General features: G+C 63.0%; 14 protein-coding genes. 8 read left to right on the top strand and 6 right to left on the bottom strand.

The window, feature by feature from the left end; all coding sequences use genetic code 11:
• Positions 1-2: 2 nt before the first annotated feature.
• On the top strand, positions 3-827 hold the full coding sequence (locus tag SBP01_RS09860; RefSeq protein WP_320535669.1) for an isoprenyl transferase: 825 nt from the start codon (positions 3-5) through the stop codon (positions 825-827).
• On the opposite strand, the gene SBP01_RS09855 is transcribed toward SBP01_RS09860, so the two are convergent.
• Together SBP01_RS09855 and SBP01_RS09850 are read right to left on the bottom strand one after the other, a co-directional pair.
• The gene (locus tag SBP01_RS09855; RefSeq protein WP_414004295.1) at positions 788-1,876 is read right to left on the bottom strand and encodes an alpha/beta hydrolase; all 1,089 of its coding nucleotides are present in this window, start codon (positions 1,874-1,876) and stop codon (positions 788-790) included. The two genes, SBP01_RS09860 and SBP01_RS09855, sit on opposite strands and share 40 nt — an antisense overlap.
• Positions 1,877-1,902: 26 nt before the next feature.
• Positions 1,903-2,961 carry an alpha/beta hydrolase gene (locus SBP01_RS09850; protein WP_320535668.1) on the bottom strand — a complete coding sequence of 353 codons (1,059 nt, stop codon included), beginning with the start codon at positions 2,959-2,961 and terminating at the stop codon, positions 1,903-1,905.
• A 76-nt stretch (positions 2,962-3,037) separates the two neighbouring features.
• On the opposite strand from SBP01_RS09850, the gene SBP01_RS09845 reads away from it, so the two are divergent.
• Positions 3,038-4,114, top strand: coding sequence for a quinone-dependent dihydroorotate dehydrogenase (locus SBP01_RS09845; RefSeq protein ID WP_320535667.1), 1,077 nt, complete (start codon positions 3,038-3,040; stop codon positions 4,112-4,114).
• Positions 4,115-4,204: 90 nt separating this feature from the next.
• Here SBP01_RS09845 and SBP01_RS09840 read toward each other — a convergent pair whose 3' ends face one another.
• Positions 4,205-4,807, bottom strand: a complete 603-nt coding sequence (locus SBP01_RS09840; RefSeq protein ID WP_320535666.1) for a DUF3043 domain-containing protein — start codon at positions 4,805-4,807, stop codon at positions 4,205-4,207.
• A gap of 53 nt (positions 4,808-4,860) precedes the next feature.
• On the opposite strand from SBP01_RS09840, the gene SBP01_RS09835 reads away from it, so the two are divergent.
• From SBP01_RS09835 to SBP01_RS09815, 5 genes are all read left to right on the top strand, one after another.
• Positions 4,861-6,318, top strand: coding sequence for a dipeptidase (locus tag SBP01_RS09835; RefSeq protein WP_320535665.1), 1,458 nt, complete (start codon positions 4,861-4,863; stop codon positions 6,316-6,318).
• Positions 6,319-6,486: 168 nt separating this feature from the next.
• Positions 6,487-6,876 carry an iron-sulfur cluster assembly accessory protein gene (locus tag SBP01_RS09830; RefSeq protein WP_320535664.1) on the top strand — a complete coding sequence of 130 codons (390 nt, stop codon included), beginning with the start codon at positions 6,487-6,489 and terminating at the stop codon, positions 6,874-6,876.
• Between the two features lie 187 nt (positions 6,877-7,063).
• Entirely contained in the window at positions 7,064-7,936 is an 873-nt protein-coding gene (gene coxB / locus SBP01_RS09825) for a cytochrome c oxidase subunit II (protein WP_275214290.1), read from the top strand.
• Positions 7,937-7,945: 9 nt separating this feature from the next.
• Positions 7,946-9,673 (top strand): cytochrome c oxidase subunit I, encoded by a 1,728-nt coding sequence (gene ctaD / locus SBP01_RS09820; protein ID WP_275214291.1) that lies wholly within the window; start codon positions 7,946-7,948, stop codon positions 9,671-9,673.
• Positions 9,670-10,071, top strand: coding sequence for a cytochrome c oxidase subunit 4 (locus SBP01_RS09815; RefSeq protein ID WP_320538268.1), 402 nt, complete (start codon positions 9,670-9,672; stop codon positions 10,069-10,071). The genes ctaD and SBP01_RS09815 overlap by 4 nt, the downstream gene beginning before the upstream one ends.
• Before the next feature lie 153 nt (positions 10,072-10,224).
• Here the strand turns inward: SBP01_RS09815 and SBP01_RS09810 are convergent, their stop codons facing one another.
• Entirely contained in the window at positions 10,225-10,518 is a 294-nt protein-coding gene (locus tag SBP01_RS09810; RefSeq protein ID WP_320538267.1) for an HPr family phosphocarrier protein, read from the bottom strand.
• A gap of 173 nt (positions 10,519-10,691) precedes the next feature.
• On the opposite strand from SBP01_RS09810, the gene SBP01_RS09805 reads away from it, so the two are divergent.
• Positions 10,692-11,480 carry a GntR family transcriptional regulator gene (locus SBP01_RS09805; protein WP_275214294.1) on the top strand — a complete coding sequence of 263 codons (789 nt, stop codon included), beginning with the start codon at positions 10,692-10,694 and terminating at the stop codon, positions 11,478-11,480.
• 77 nt (positions 11,481-11,557) lie between these two features.
• Here SBP01_RS09805 and SBP01_RS09800 read toward each other — a convergent pair whose 3' ends face one another.
• Positions 11,558-13,231 carry a cytochrome b gene (locus tag SBP01_RS09800; protein WP_275214295.1) on the bottom strand — a complete coding sequence of 558 codons (1,674 nt, stop codon included), beginning with the start codon at positions 13,229-13,231 and terminating at the stop codon, positions 11,558-11,560.
• Positions 13,209-14,285 (bottom strand): ubiquinol-cytochrome c reductase iron-sulfur subunit, encoded by a 1,077-nt coding sequence (locus SBP01_RS09795; protein WP_275214296.1) that lies wholly within the window; start codon positions 14,283-14,285, stop codon positions 13,209-13,211. The genes SBP01_RS09800 and SBP01_RS09795 overlap by 23 nt, the downstream gene beginning before the upstream one ends.
• Positions 14,286-14,329: the final 44 nt, after the last annotated feature.

The raw sequence follows: 14,329 nt of genomic DNA, 5'->3' as shown, positions 1-14,329 counted from the left end.
CAGTGGCCCTGGGAAAAAAGAAGAACCCTGCACGGACACGGACTTCCCCTGTGATTGCTCCGTATCCGCACCCGTCCGGCGCGGTTGCGCCGGCGATCCCGGCCGAGTTCATCCCGCGCCATGTGGCCATTGTGATGGACGGCAACGGCCGCTGGGCCAACCAGCGCGGTTTGCCCCGGATCGAGGGTCACAAAGCGGGAGAACCGGCCCTGCTTGACGTGATGGCCGGAGCGATAGAGCTGGGCATTGAATATGTGAGTGTTTACGCTTTCTCGACCGAAAACTGGCGGCGCTCCCCGGAGGAGGTCCGCTTCCTGATGGGATTTAACAAGGATGTGCTGCGCCGCCAGCGGAACCAGCTCGATGAGTGGGGTGTCCGTGTCCGGTGGTCCGGACGCCGCCCCAGGCTCTGGGGATCGGTTATCCGCGAGCTCGAAGAGGCGGAGGAGTTCACCGCGGCAAACAGCACATGCACCTTAACCATGTGTGTTAACTACGGCGGCCGGGCCGAGATCACCGATGCGGTGTCCGCCATCGCCGAAGAGGTGGCGGCAGGCCGGCTGAAGCCGGGATCGATCACGGAGAAGACCATCCAAAGGTTCCTGGACGAACCAGATCTGCCGGACGTTGACCTGTTCCTGCGCAGCTCGGGGGAGCAGCGCCTCTCCAACTTCCTGCTGTGGCAGTCGGCGTACGCCGAGTTCGTCTTTATGGACACCTTGTGGCCCGATGTTGACCGCCGGACACTCTGGGATGCGGTGGAAATCTATGCCCAGCGGGACCGGCGTTACGGCGGCGCTGTGGACGCAGCCTCCCCGCAGGGATAAGACCCCACCCAGCAGGCAACATCCCGGTAGGCCGCCTGACGGATCCGCTGCTGGGAGAGGAAAACGTCGTGGATGGCACCGGGATACCGGAACACGGAGACTTTACGGCCCAGCCGCAGTGCCCGTGACGCGGTCTCTTCGACGTCGATCACGGCGTCAGCATGCATCAGTTCCTCGGACCATTCAGGCTGAATCCTGGTCCGGTCTGAAAGCATCACCAGAACGGGCACCGCGATGTCCAGGCTTCTGGCCACGGCGGCGTGCCCGGCCAGCACAGCCTTCACCCAGCCGGCCCGGATGGGAAACGACGCGGCTGGCCGCCACACCGGATTGAGCTCCCACTCACCGTGCGCTGCGCTGCTGACGCTTTGCCAGTAGCCGGGCATCTCGGGCAAGAGGAAGGGACGCCTCGGGTCCGCACGGGCCACCGGCTCCACCAGGCGCATGGCGAGGTTCCGCACGAGGCTGCTGCCCTGTAGCTCCAGCCATGGGGCATTGAGGATGAGCGAGGCCAGCTGGCCGGGATGACGGTCCGCCCATAGCGCGGCGATGAGGCCCCCGAGGGAATGGGCCAGCATGTGCACGGACAGCGGCCCGTCCGGTCCGGTCCCGGGCGACAAGTCGGCACGGATCGCCGCTATTGCGGCGCTGATGTCCTCATCGTAAATATCGAGGTTTGTCGCGTAGCCGGCCGTCTGCCATTCCCGCAGGCTCCGCCCGAACTTCCTCAGATCCAGGGCATAAAAGTGGAAGCCCGCTGACGTGAGATGCTCCGCCAGTTCGGTTTGGAGGAAGTAGTCGGCCCAGCCGTGCAGGTAAAGCACCACCTGGACCTTGGCCTGACCGTCCGCCGCAGGGGGCACATCCGGTGCCACGCCCGCTGCCGGCGCTGCGGACCGGATGAGGGTGGCAACCACGGCACCTTCGGCGTCGGGCCTTAAAGGCAACGGGCGGGACTCAAAGGAGGGGCCCAGGAAATCTTCGGCCCAAGGGCAGGCTTCCCCCTCCGGAAGCGGCTCCGTCGCCGTACCGGAGCCGGTGGCGGGCAACCGTTCCCTGTCAGGCCCGGGCGCGCTCACGCGTCGGCTCCGGGGCCCGCAGTTCCCGGGGCCACAGTGCCGGGGCCTGCAGACCCGGGTTCAGGGGTGGCGTAACCCCGTAACCATCTCGAAAGCCGCGCGTACGCGTCGGCACGCACAGGAGCGGGGGAGAGGAAGACGTCATGCAACGCGCCGTCAATGCGCTCCACCGTGACGGTGCGGCCCAGCGTGAGCGCCCGGAGAGCGATGATATCCACGTCCAGCACCGCATCGGTCCGCCTCATCTCTTCAGTCCAGAACGGGCCGTTGGCGCTGCCCTGCGAGAGCAGCACCAGGATGGGGATATCGATGCCGAGCCCCCGCGCCACCCGGGCGTGGCCGGTCAAGACGGCGCTAAGCCAGCCCGCGCGGAGCGGGAAAGCCATGGGCGGCCGAAACCTGTCGTCGAGGGTCCACTCACCATCGGCGGAACTGCTGATGGTCCGCCAGTAGAACCCCCGTTCGGGGAGCCGCAGGACGGCCTCGGGCCGGAAACGTGCCACTGGCCTGACCATCGTGGAGGCTGCCAGGCGCACCAGTGAGCTGCCATGCATCTCCAGCCACGGGCTGTTCAGGATCAGATGCGACACCACGGCGGGGTGGCGGCTGACCCACAAGGCTGCCACAAGGCCGCCGGTGGAATGACCCATGAGCGTCAGATCCTGGTCCCAGGCATCCGAGTCGGCCCGGATCATGGTCACAGCCTCGCCGATTTCGGCGTCATAGTCGGCCAGGTCTGCCACGTAGCCCCCAGGCGTCCCGGGGCGCAAGCTGCGGCCGTGGTTGTGCATGTCCAACGCGTAGAAGTCATAGCCGCTACGGTGCCAAAAGCGGGCCAGGTCAGCGTTGAAGAAGTAATCGCTCCAGCCGTGCAGGAACAGCACCGCCCGCCGCAGTCGCTGCGGGCTGCCGGCGCGCGCAGCGGGTGCGCCGGGCTCGACCTTGCCGGGACGAAACCGAACCAGTGTCGCGGTCCGCCGGACGGCGTCGGTTCCCGCGGCTTCGAAGGTGCACGCCTCGAAGCCGGCACCGAGGATGTCAGGCTGCCAGTCCATGGCTTCATGGTATCCGGGCAGCAGGCTGTGACGGGCCCGGTTTGGTCTGGACCGCCCAAGACGGAAAACTAGAGCCATGCGCGTATATCCGACTTTCTTTAAGCTGGCCTTTTCATGGATGGACGCCGAACGCGCCCATAAGATCGGATTCAACGGGGTAAAACTGGCCCACACCACCGGTGCGGGCCGGCTGCTCCAGCGGTTTACGGCACCTGCTTCGTCGCTGCAGACCACTGCCTTCGGCGTTACCTTCCCGTCCCCGTTCGGCCTTGCCGCCGGCTTCGACAAGGAAGGACTGGGCATCGAAGCCCTTACTGAACTCGGCTTCGGTCATGTCGAAGTCGGCACCATCACAGGTCAGGCACAGCCCGGAAACGAGAAGCCACGCCTCTTCCGCCTGATTGAAGACCGCGCCGTGATCAACAGAATGGGATTCAACAATGACGGCGCTGCCGCCGTCGAACCCCGCCTCAAGGCGGCACGGGCGGCCCTCCAGCGCAAGCACCCCAACATTCGCCCGGTGATCGGGGTGAACATTGGCAAAAGCAAGGTTGTGGAGCTTGACGACGCCGTGGCCGACTATCTGATCAGCGCACGCAGCCTCGCACCGGCGGCTGACTATCTGGTGGTCAATGTCAGCTCCCCCAATACCCCCGGGCTTCGCCTCCTGCAGGATGTCCAGACGCTTCGTCCGTTGCTCGCGGCGGTGGGGCAGGAGGCGGACAAAGCTGCCGGCCGCCACGTCCCGCTGCTGGTAAAGATCGCCCCGGACCTGAGTGACGAGGACATCGACGACGTCGCCAAGCTGGCGCTGGACCTGAAGCTGGACGGAATCATCGCCACCAACACCACCATCGGGCGCACCGGACTCAAGTCACCCGAGGCCAAGGTGGCAGCATGCGGTGCCGGAGGCCTTTCCGGTGCCCCGTTAAAGCGGCGGTCCCTTGAGGTCCTGCGCCGGCTCAGGGACGCCACCGGGGGAGCGGTCACCCTCGTGGCCGTAGGCGGGGTTGAAACGGCGCAGGATGTCCAGGAGCGCCTGGACTCCGGGGCAACCCTGGTCCAGGGCTACACTGCCTTCCTCTATGAAGGTCCGTTCTGGGCAGCACGGATCAACCGCGAACTGGCCAAGATGCGCCGGGCTGAGCGTTAAACCTGAGCGCTAAGAGGGCAAAAAGATCCCCGGCGGTCCGTCCGCCGGGGATCTTTCATTACGAGGGGCTGATAGTGCAGGGCTGGCCGGTCAGGAGGGGTACTGACCACGCTTGACGAGCGGCTTCGGCAGCCTCAGTTTGCGGAACTGCATCGAACGCATCGAGCCGTACCAGACGGTGCCGCGCTCCACCTCACCGAACTTCGCCGCCAGCTTTTTGCGCAACTGGCGGGACAGAATGAAAACGTCGACAAAAACGGCAAGGAACATGACCCAGAAGCCGCCCAGAACATAGACCATCTGCTCGCTGGAGGCGGGAACAATCAGGGAAATAATCACAAACACCAAGGCCCCGAACATCAGGTATTCGCCGAGGCTGAAGCGGGCGTCAACGTAATCGCGGGCGAAACGCTTCTGCGGCCCCTTGTCACGCAACGGCAGGAACTTCTCATCGCCGGTGTCCAGTGCCTGGCGCATTTTGGCCCGCTGGTCCTGTACAGCCTGCCGCTCAGCAGCCTTCGACGCCTTCCGATCCTCCGGTACCAGCGGCCTCTTGCGGGCCGCTTCCTGAGCCTTGCGCTTGGGGGTGGGCGCACCCTTGCCCAACGCGGCATCCTGCCGGGCTGCCGCTTCAGCGGCCTGCTGGTCTATTGATTCCTGCGCCGTAGGCGCTTCCTTTTTACGTCCGAACACTTGAACAGAATACCTTGCGGCCTCCTGCATTCCGCCCGGGTATTGTGATCGCCATGACACCCAATTCAGCACATACGCCTCCGGACGCCAGAACCCCCGACGCCGTCGGCACTCCCGGTCAGTCCTTCCTGTCCATCGAAGGGGCCGGACTTCGCGAGGCCGTAGCCCGTTCCTTCGACGCAACCCTGAGCCGGTTGAAGGATCTTGTGGCCATACCCGGCATCGCGTGGCCAAGTTTTGATCCGGCGCCGCTGGATGCCAGCGCAACTGCCGTGGCCGGCCTGCTGCGCGCGGCGGGACTCGACGATGTCCAGATCCTGCGCAGCCACAAGGCAGACGGCCTTCCGGGCGGCCCGGCCGTCGTCGCACGGCGGCCGGCCGCGGCAGGAAAGGAGACCATTCTGCTCTACGCCCACCACGACGTGCAGCCCCCCGGCGATCCCGCGCTGTGGGAATCGGAGCCCTTTGCCGCCGTCGAACGCAACGGAAGGCTCTATGGGCGGGGCGCCGCTGATGATAAGGCCGGAATCATGGCCCACGTTGCGGCCTACACTGCAGCGGCGGAGGTTCTGGGCGAGGAGTTCGGCCTCGGTGTCACATTCTTCATCGAAGGCGAAGAGGAGGCGGGCTCGCCGACGTTCCGCACCTTCCTTGAAGCGCACCGTGAACTGCTGCGGGCCGACGTGATTGTTGTTGCAGACTCGAGCAACTGGAAGGTTGGCGTTCCCGCCCTGACCACCAGCCTGCGCGGCCTCGTGGACGGAACCATTGAAGTCCAGGTGCTTGACCACGCCGTGCATTCAGGAATGTTCGGCGGCCCGGTGCTTGACGCTCCAACCCTGCTTTCCCGCCTGATTGCCACCCTCCACGACGCGGACGGCAACGTGGCCATCGAGGGTCTGGTTTCTTATGACAATGCCGCTGTGGACCTCACGGAGGCGGAGTACCGTTCGGATTCGTCCGTGCTCGACGGCGTACGGCTGGCTGGCACGGGAAGTATCGCCGCCCGCCTCTGGACCAAGCCGGCCCTCTCCATCATCGGATTTGACGCGCCTGCAGTTGAGGTCGCATCCAATACCCTCCTGCCGCGGGCGCGCGCCAAGTTCAGCCTCCGTTTGGCGCCGGGCCAAAACCCCCAAGAGGCCATGGACGCCGTCCAGCGGCACGTGGAAGCCAATGCACCCTTTGGCGCGAGAGTCGTGTTCACTCCCGGCGAGAGCGGCAACTCGTTCCTCGCCGACACGGCATCAGCCGCGGCGAAGACAGCCATGTGGGCGCTCGGCGAGGCCTGGGGTGTCCCTGCCGTGGAAATGGGCATCGGAGGTTCGATTCCGTTCATTGCCGATCTGGTGGACGTCTACCCCGACGTACAGATCCTGGTGACCGGCGTGGAGGACCCGGATTCACGCGCGCACAGCGCCAACGAGTCGCTTCACATTGGCGACTTCAAGAACGCCGTGGTTGCCGAGGCGTTGCTGCTGGCGCGCCTGAACGCCGACGGGATCGCGTGAGCTTCTCCCGGGCGGCCAGGCCGGGAACAACAACCATCCGCCAACGGTTACGTTTGGAGTTAGAGCTACGCGTCTGACCGACGTAGCATGTAGCTATAGCCCATACCGTATCTGTAGGGGCAGGCGCCGCTGACGCGGTGCCGCCAGGACCGTCCAAAGGTAGGCCAAATGAGCACCGCAACCAACGAGAACACCACCGAAACCGCAGCATCAGCCAGCGATGAACTGGCCGCGCACGAGGTCAAACTGACCGACGTCGCTGCAGGGAAGGTCCGCAGCCTGCTTGAGCAGGAAGGCCGCACTGATCTCCGCCTCCGTGTTGCCGTCCAGCCCGGCGGCTGCTCGGGCCTGATCTACCAGCTCTACTTCGACGAGCGTCTTCTGGACGGCGATGCCGTCCGTGACTACGACGGCGTTGAAGTTGTCGTGGACAAGATGAGCGTGCCCTACCTCAGTGGCGCGAGCATCGACTTCGAAGACACCATCTCCAAGCAGGGTTTCACCATTGACAACCCCAATGCCGGAGGCTCCTGCGCATGTGGTGATTCGTTCCACTGACCCGGTCCTTTCGCCCGATGCCGGCGCCTGCTTTCCGTCCGCCAGAAACGGCACGAAGGCACGGCGCCGACATGTGGGCGAAAAGCCCGGCGGAGCGGTAAGCTCTACACCGAGTAGTAAAACTTTTAGTGTGCCCGGGCAGGCCATGGAGCCGCCGGGCAACAGCAACAAGTAGGAAGGGCCGTCTGTGAGTTCGCAGAACCGAACCGGCAGCCGACGCAAAACGATCACTTCGATCTCAGGCTTGGCAGTTGCCGGCGCGTTGGTTTTGACTGGATGTTCGCCAGAGGTATCGAGGGGGTGGCTGCCCACCGAACGCGGCACCACCAATCACACTGACCGGATCATGGACCTCTGGGTCAACTCATGGATTGCCGCCCTCGTTGTGGGCATCATTACCTGGGGCTTGATCGTCTGGTGCCTTGTTGCCTACCGCCGCCGCAAGGGAACCGTCGGGTTCCCGAAGCAAATCAGCTTTAACCTCCCGCTTGAGGTGTTCTACCTGACCATCCCGATCTTCATGGTCCTGGTGTTCTTCTACTTCACTGACCGTGACCAGCAGGCCATCGATGACCGCTCACAGCCGGCCGATGTCGTTGTGGACGTCCGTGGAAAGCAGTGGGCGTGGGACTTCAACTACAAGTCCGGCACCGTCATCCAGGAAGACCTCTACGAGGCCGGCGTCCAGGCACACCTGACGGGCAACACCATCGACAAGGAAGCTCTTCCGACGCTCTACTTGCCGGTGAACAAGTCAGTTGATCTTGAACTGAACGCCCGCGACGTCATTCACTCCTTCTGGGTTCCCGCCTTCCTTCAGAAGCGCGACATGATCCCCGGGAAGACCAACTACATCCGGTTCACTCCCACTAAAGAGGGAACCTATGACGGCAAGTGCGCAGAACTCTGCGGCGAGTACCACTCGGAAATGCTGTTCCGCGTCAAGGTTGTCTCTGAAACCGAATTCCAGTCCCACATGGACAAGCTCAAGGCGGCCGGTAACACGGGCCTCCTCGGGGCAGAGTATGACCGCAACCCGAACCTGAACGAAACGAAGTAGGGGAGCGACGTGGCTACTTATACCCAATCCGCACCTGTAGGGACCCTAGAGGCTCCCGTAGTACCGAAATCCAAGGGACGCATCGTCGTCAACTGGATCACCTCCACTGACCACAAGACCATCGGGTACATGTACCTGATCGCGTCGTTTGTGTTCTTCTGCTTCGGCGGCGTCATGGCACTGCTGATTCGTGCTGAACTGTTCGAACCCGGCATGCAGATCCTGCAGACCAAGGAACAGTACAACCAGCTGTTCACCATGCACGGCACCGTGATGCTGCTGATGTTTGCAACACCCCTGTTTGCCGGGTTCACCAACGTGATCATGCCCCTGCAGATCGGTGCCCCGGATGTTGCTTTCCCGCGATTGAATGCGCTGGCGTTCTGGTTCTTCCTCTTCGGTTCGACCATTGCGGTGTCCGGATTCATCACCCCTCAGGGTGCTGCTTCCTTCGGCTGGTTCGCTTACGCACCGCTCTCCAACACCACCTTCAGCCCCGGCATTGGCGGTGACCTGTGGGTCTTCGGCCTGGCGTTGTCCGGGTTCGGCACCATCCTTGGTGCGGTCAACTTCATCACCACCATCATCTGCATGCGGGCTCCGGGCATGACCATGTGGCGGATGCCGATCTTCACCTGGAACGCCCTCATCACCTCCATCCTTGTCCTGATGGCGTTCCCGCCGCTGGCCGCTGCCCTGTTCGCGCTCGGCGCTGATCGCAGGTTTGGTGCCCACATCTTCGACCCGGAGAACGGCGGTGCGGTCCTCTGGCAGCACCTGTTCTGGTTCTTCGGCCACCCGGAGGTGTACATCATTGCGCTGCCGTTCTTCGGCATCGTTTCGGAAATCTTCCCGGTGTTCAGCCGCAAGCCGATCTTTGGCTACAAGGGCCTGGTCTACGCAACAATTGCCATCGCCGCTCTCTCCGTGACCGTCTGGGCGCACCACATGTACGTCACCGGTTCGGTGCTGCTGCCGTTCTTCGCGTTCATGACCATGCTGATCGCGGTGCCCACCGGTGTGAAGTTCTTCAACTGGATCGGCACCATGTGGCGGGGGTCGCTGACGTTCGAAACTCCGATGCTGTGGAGCATCGGCTTCCTGGTCACGTTCCTCTTCGGCGGGCTGACCGGCATCATCCTGGCCTCGCCGCCGCTGGACTTCCACGTCTCGGACTCGTACTTCGTTGTGGCGCACTTCCACTACGTGGTGTTCGGCACCGTCGTGTTCGCGATGTTCGCCGGGTTCTACTTCTGGTGGCCTAAGTGGACAGGCAAGATGCTCAACGAGCGTCTCGGCAAGATCCACTTCTGGCTGCTCTTCCTGGGCTTCCACGGCACGTTCCTCATCCAGCACTGGCTGGGCGTCGAGGGTATGCCCCGCCGCTACGCCGACTACCTGGTGGAGGATAACTTCACCTGGATGAACCAGTTCTCCACCATCGCGTCGTTCGTCCTCGGCGCTTCGCTGATTCCGTTCTTCTGGAACGTCTACATCACCTGGCGCAGCAATGAAAAGGTTGAAGTGGATGACCCGTGGGGCTTCGGTGCCTCGCTGGAGTGGGCCACCTCGTGCCCGCCGCCGCGCCACAACTTCACGTCCCTGCCCCGCATCCGGTCAGAGCGTCCCGCCTTGGACCTGCACCACCCGGAGCTCTCACAGGTACACACCGTCGAGTCGCCTGCTCCCGCAGCAGCTGTGCTCGGTAACGCCGACCAGAAGGACACAGCCCAGTGAAAATCGAGTCTTGGATTTTTGGAGGCGGCGTTTTCTTCTTCGTTCCGGTCGCCCTGGTTTACGGTTTCCTGACGAACTGGACTGAGCCGGTCGGGCTCCTCGGAGTCCTGCTCATTGCCGGCCTGGCTGGCATGATCGGTGCGTACCTCGGCTTCACCGGGCGCCGTGTCGGCCTCCGGCCTGAGGACCGCAGCGACGCTGAGATCCATGAGGGTGCCGGCGAGCAGGGCCACTTCAGCCCGTGGAGCTGGTGGCCGCTGGTTCTGGGTCTGGCATGCGCCGGTGGCTTCCTCGGCCTGGCAGTTGGATGGTGGGTTATGTTCATCGCCGCCGGCCTTGCCATGGTTGCCCTGGTCGGCTGGGTCTTCGAGTACAGCCGTGGGGATCACGCACACTAAAATCTCGCTGAGAGGTCTTCGGACCAATCAAGAACAAAAATGCTGGGCCCCACCGAACGGTGGGGCCCAGCATTCTTTGCATTTATGGCAGCACGCCGGACCGCTGCTGCATCAGTCACAGTGCGTCCGGCAACCACCGTGCCCTGGGAGCGCCTACGCGGCGCCCTGGGACTCCAGGAGCGTTACCAGCATCAACAGGGCCTCCTCGGTGTCCTCGATTGATTTGAGGCCTATGAGGGCATCGTCGGCGACGGAAAGCTCCACTTCACAGCCGAAGGCAAAATCAGCGGTCATTACCTCGAGCAGCGACCTCGCGTCCACACCCTGGATTCCGGCCTTCCGGATGGTGACGGGCAGGCCTGTGGCTGTTACGGCCCGGACAAATTCTGCCGCCGGGCGGGCATGCAATCCGATCGCAGCCGAAACCACAGCCTTGTGAACTGGCAAAGCGTCTCCTCTGTCCCGGCGGCTCATCCGCCTCCTGCTGAAATTTCCAATCCAATATAGCGCTCCAGTGCTGGTCCCATCTAAAGTGGCGGCCAGTGATGGGGGAGTGGTCTAGACCTCCGGCTGCTTCGATTAAGATTGGAGGGTGAAGATCGCAGCAGTATTGAGCAGCCATGGCCGCTAAGGCCGAGAGCATCCGGGGTGAGATCGACCGCAGCAGCGGCGTCGCCATCTACATACAGCTCCGGGAAATCCTGCGCGCTTACATCAGTGAATCCTGTCCGCCAGGATCGGCCTTACCCTCCGAACGGGATCTTGCCTTGCGGTTCGGACTGGCACGAATGACAGTCCGGCAGGCGATTGATGCCCTCGTCGGTGAGGAGGTGATCGAGCGTGTGGTGGGCCTGGGAACCTTTGTCCGCAAGCCGAAGCTCGATCTCCAAGTCAAGCTGACCTCGTACAGCGAGGAAATGCAGCGCCGTGGAATGGTCCCGGCGGCGAAGGTCCTCAGCTTCGAGCAGATCGGCGCCAGTGCTTTCCTCGCCAGGGAACTGCAGGTGGAGGAGGGGACACCCTTGGTCCGGTTCCGCAGGCTGTTGCTTGCTGACGGCGAGCCCATGAGCGTGGACGAGAACTTCATCCCGGCGCAGCGCGTACCCGGGTTGCTCGACAGCGAGCCGCCCACGTCCCTCTACAACGTCCTGAGCGAGCAGTTCGGCCTTGTCATGGAATGGGGCGAGGACATGATTGAAGCGACAGCCGCCTCACCCTCCACGGCACGGCTGCTGAACGTGGACGTCGGCACTCCGCTCCTTAAAATCCAGCGGCACGCGTTTGTAGCGCGTGCCATGGTGGACTACTCCGTTTCCTATTACAGGGCGGACCGCTACAAGCTATGGGTGCCGCTCCAACGGCCCGGGGCACGTACTGCCCGGAGCCAGTCTGGATACCGCAGCCACTAGAGCAAAGGAAAAGGCCCGGTCCAAATGGACCGGGCCTTTCCTGATCTTGCTTATCTATCTCTTGGCGCTAGCTTGAATCAGTGGCTGAGGCTCTTGCTTTCCTGGGCCGATTCCACGGCCGGGGCATGGTGGCCGTGCGCGGCTTCCAGCTCCGACGGCGTAGCCGGGGCCACGCGGTCCTCGAAGAACCACTTGGACAGGAAGGCCCGCCGCTTTTCCTTGCGCGTGACAACACCGTGCTCGTTGGGAACTGCGGGCAGCGGTGCCGGTGACTCGAAGCCGACCAGCTTGTAGCGCTTGTACTCATCCAAGGGTGCGTGGACCTCAATGAACTCACCGTGCGGAAGGCGCACGATGCGGCCGGTCTCCCGGCCGTGCAGGGCGATCTCGCGGTCCTTGCGCTGGAGCGCGAGGGCTACGCGCTTGGTGACGATGTAGGCAATGATCGGGCCGACGAAGAACAGGGCCCGGAGCCAGTACGTCACATCGTTTAGCGAGACGTGGAAGTGCGTGGCGATGAGGTCAGATCCGGCGGCAGCCCACATAACGCAGTACCAAACGAAGCCTGCCACGCCGATGGCGGTGCGGGTCGGGGCATTCCGCGGACGGTCCAGCACGTGGTGCTCACGATCGTCCTTGGTGATCCACCGTTCAATCCAGGGGTACATGAACATCACGGTGAACAGGATGCCTGCCGGCACCAGGGCCGGGAGGAGAACGTTCAGCGTCAGGGTGTACCCGAAGATGACGTATTCGAAGTGGAAATTACCGATGACACCCGGCATCAGGCGCAGGGCGCCGTCAACAAAGCCGATGTACCAGTCAGGCTGGGTACCGGCGGAGACGGGGGAGGGGTCATACGGGCCGTAGTTCCAGATCGGGTTGATCGTGAAGAAGGCTGCCATCAGCGCAATGACGCCGAAGACGATGAAGAAGAAGCCGCCGGCCTTTGCTGCGTAGACCGGACCGAGCGGGTAGCCCACGACGTTGCCGTCGTTGCGGCCGGGGCCGGGGTACTGGGTGTGCTTGTGAACGACCACCATGAACAGGTGGAGCACGATCATCAGCAGGATCAGTGCGGGCACCAGCAGGATGTGCAGCATGTAGAGGCGGCCGATGACTGCAGTGCCGGGGAACTCTCCGCCAAACAGGAAGAAGGAGATGTACGTGCCGATCACCGGGATGGACTTGATGACGCCGTCAATGATGCGCAGGCCGTTGCCGGAGAGCAGGTCATCGGGGAGCGAGTAGCCGGTGAAGCCGGCCGCCATGGCCAGGATGAGCAGGACGCTGCCCACCACCCAGTTCATTTCACGAGGTTTGCGGAAAGCTCCGGTGAAGAAGACGCGCAACATATGCACCGCAATGGACGCGACGAACAGCAGCGCGGCCCAGTGGTGCACCTGACGCATGAAGAGGCCGCCGCGGACGTCGAACGAGATGTTCAGCGAGGAGCTGTACGCTACTGACATTTCGACGTTCTTCAGCGGGACATAGGAGCCCACGTAGCGGGTTTCGGCCATGGAGGGGTCGAAGAAAAAGGTCAGGAAGGTGCCTGACAGGAGCAGGATGACGAACGAATAGAGCGCCACTTCTCCAAACATAAACGACCAGTGGTCGGGGAAGACTTTCCGCCCGAACTCACGGAGGATGCCGGAACCACCGACGCGGGAATCAACGAAGTCGGTGATGCGCCCGGTCTTGGTCTTGGCTACGAAGGCGGGGGCTTCAGCTGTTGATGCTGCGCTCATGCTCATCACGCTCCCAGTAACTCGGTCCTACAGGTTCTTTGAAGTCGCTGGTAGCGACCAGGTAGCCCTCGTTATCCACCGCAATGGGTAGCTGGGGGAGAGGCCGGCTGGCCGGGCCAAAGATTACCTTGCACTCTTGTGTGAGGTCGAAGGTGGACTGATGGCACGGGCACAGCAGATGGTGCGTCTGCTGCTCGTAAAGGGCAACAGGGCAACCCACGTGGGTGCAGATCTTGGAGTAGGCAACAATACCGTTGTAGCTCCAGTTTTCGCGTCCTGCTGAAGGCTTCAAGGAATCAGGATCAAGACGCATGAGGAGCACAACAGCCTTGGCTTTTTCGTTGAGCTTGCCCTCATGAAGTTCGTTGAGTCCCTCAGGAATGACGTGGAATGCCGAACCAAGGGTGACGTCGGAGGCCTTGATGGGCGTACCGTCTGGATCGCGGGTAAGCCGCTTGAGCTTGCCTTCCTGCGGGGCCCACATGGTGTGCGCCAGTTTTTTGTCCGGACGGGGACCGAGGTCACCGAAGACGGCAATTGCCGGCAGGGGTGCCAGCGCTACGGCGCCGAGCAGGGTGTTGCGGATGAGCGGGCGGCGCTTGATGCCGGTCTCTTCCACGATGTCGTCCACAATGCGAACGGCCGCCAGGCGGTCCTCTTCGGTACGGATTGCGTGGCGTTCCTCTGAAACCTCGTGATCGGGCATGAGGGCCTTGGCCCAATGCACGATTCCGGTGCCAATGCCAAGCATGGCAAAGGCGGTACCAAGGCCCAGAAGGGCGTTCTGCAAGCGGATCGTGGCAATGCTTGCCCCGGATCCTGCGCCCAAATCGATGGCAAAGTACGCCACCAGGAAGATCAGGGTGCCAACAACGGAGGCGCCGAAAAGTATTGCGACCTGCCGTTCTGCCCGTTTGGCGGCCTTCGGGTCCGTGTCAGCCAGGCGCAAACGATGCGGGGGAAGTCCAGGATCCTGGAATTTCTCCACCTCATTCTGACCAGCCGTAGCTACGGTGCCCGAGTGGTTCGGACTGCCGTCACTATGGTTGCCCATAATTCGCCTCATCCTTCTCTCGTCCCGGCGTCTGCCGGGTTAGT

Origin of the sequence: Pseudarthrobacter sp. IC2-21 (assembly GCF_034048115.1) — a bacterium.
In the GTDB taxonomy this organism is placed as follows: Bacteria; Actinomycetota; Actinomycetes; order Actinomycetales; family Micrococcaceae; genus Arthrobacter; species Arthrobacter naphthalenicus.
The sequence above is the reverse complement of the archived record's forward strand: the minus strand, read 5'-3'. Positions and strand labels throughout refer to the sequence as shown.

What these genes read in the sequence shown, in the direction of transcription:
- SBP01_RS09850 (WP_320535668.1), bottom strand. Translation starts at nt 2,961, where the DNA reads ATGGACTGGCAGCCTGACATCCTCGGTGCCGGCTTCGAGGCGTGCACC.
- SBP01_RS09845 (WP_320535667.1), top strand. Translation starts at nt 3,038, where the DNA reads ATGCGCGTATATCCGACTTTCTTTAAGCTGGCCTTTTCATGGATGGAC.
- SBP01_RS09835 (WP_320535665.1), top strand. Translation starts at nt 4,861, where the DNA reads ATGACACCCAATTCAGCACATACGCCTCCGGACGCCAGAACCCCCGAC.
- SBP01_RS09830 (WP_320535664.1), top strand. Translation starts at nt 6,487, where the DNA reads ATGAGCACCGCAACCAACGAGAACACCACCGAAACCGCAGCATCAGCC.
- SBP01_RS09805 (WP_275214294.1), top strand. Translation starts at nt 10,692, where the DNA reads ATGGCCGCTAAGGCCGAGAGCATCCGGGGTGAGATCGACCGCAGCAGC.
- SBP01_RS09800 (WP_275214295.1), bottom strand. Translation starts at nt 13,231, where the DNA reads ATGAGCGCAGCATCAACAGCTGAAGCCCCCGCCTTCGTAGCCAAGACC.
- SBP01_RS09795 (WP_275214296.1), bottom strand. Translation starts at nt 14,285, where the DNA reads ATGGGCAACCATAGTGACGGCAGTCCGAACCACTCGGGCACCGTAGCT.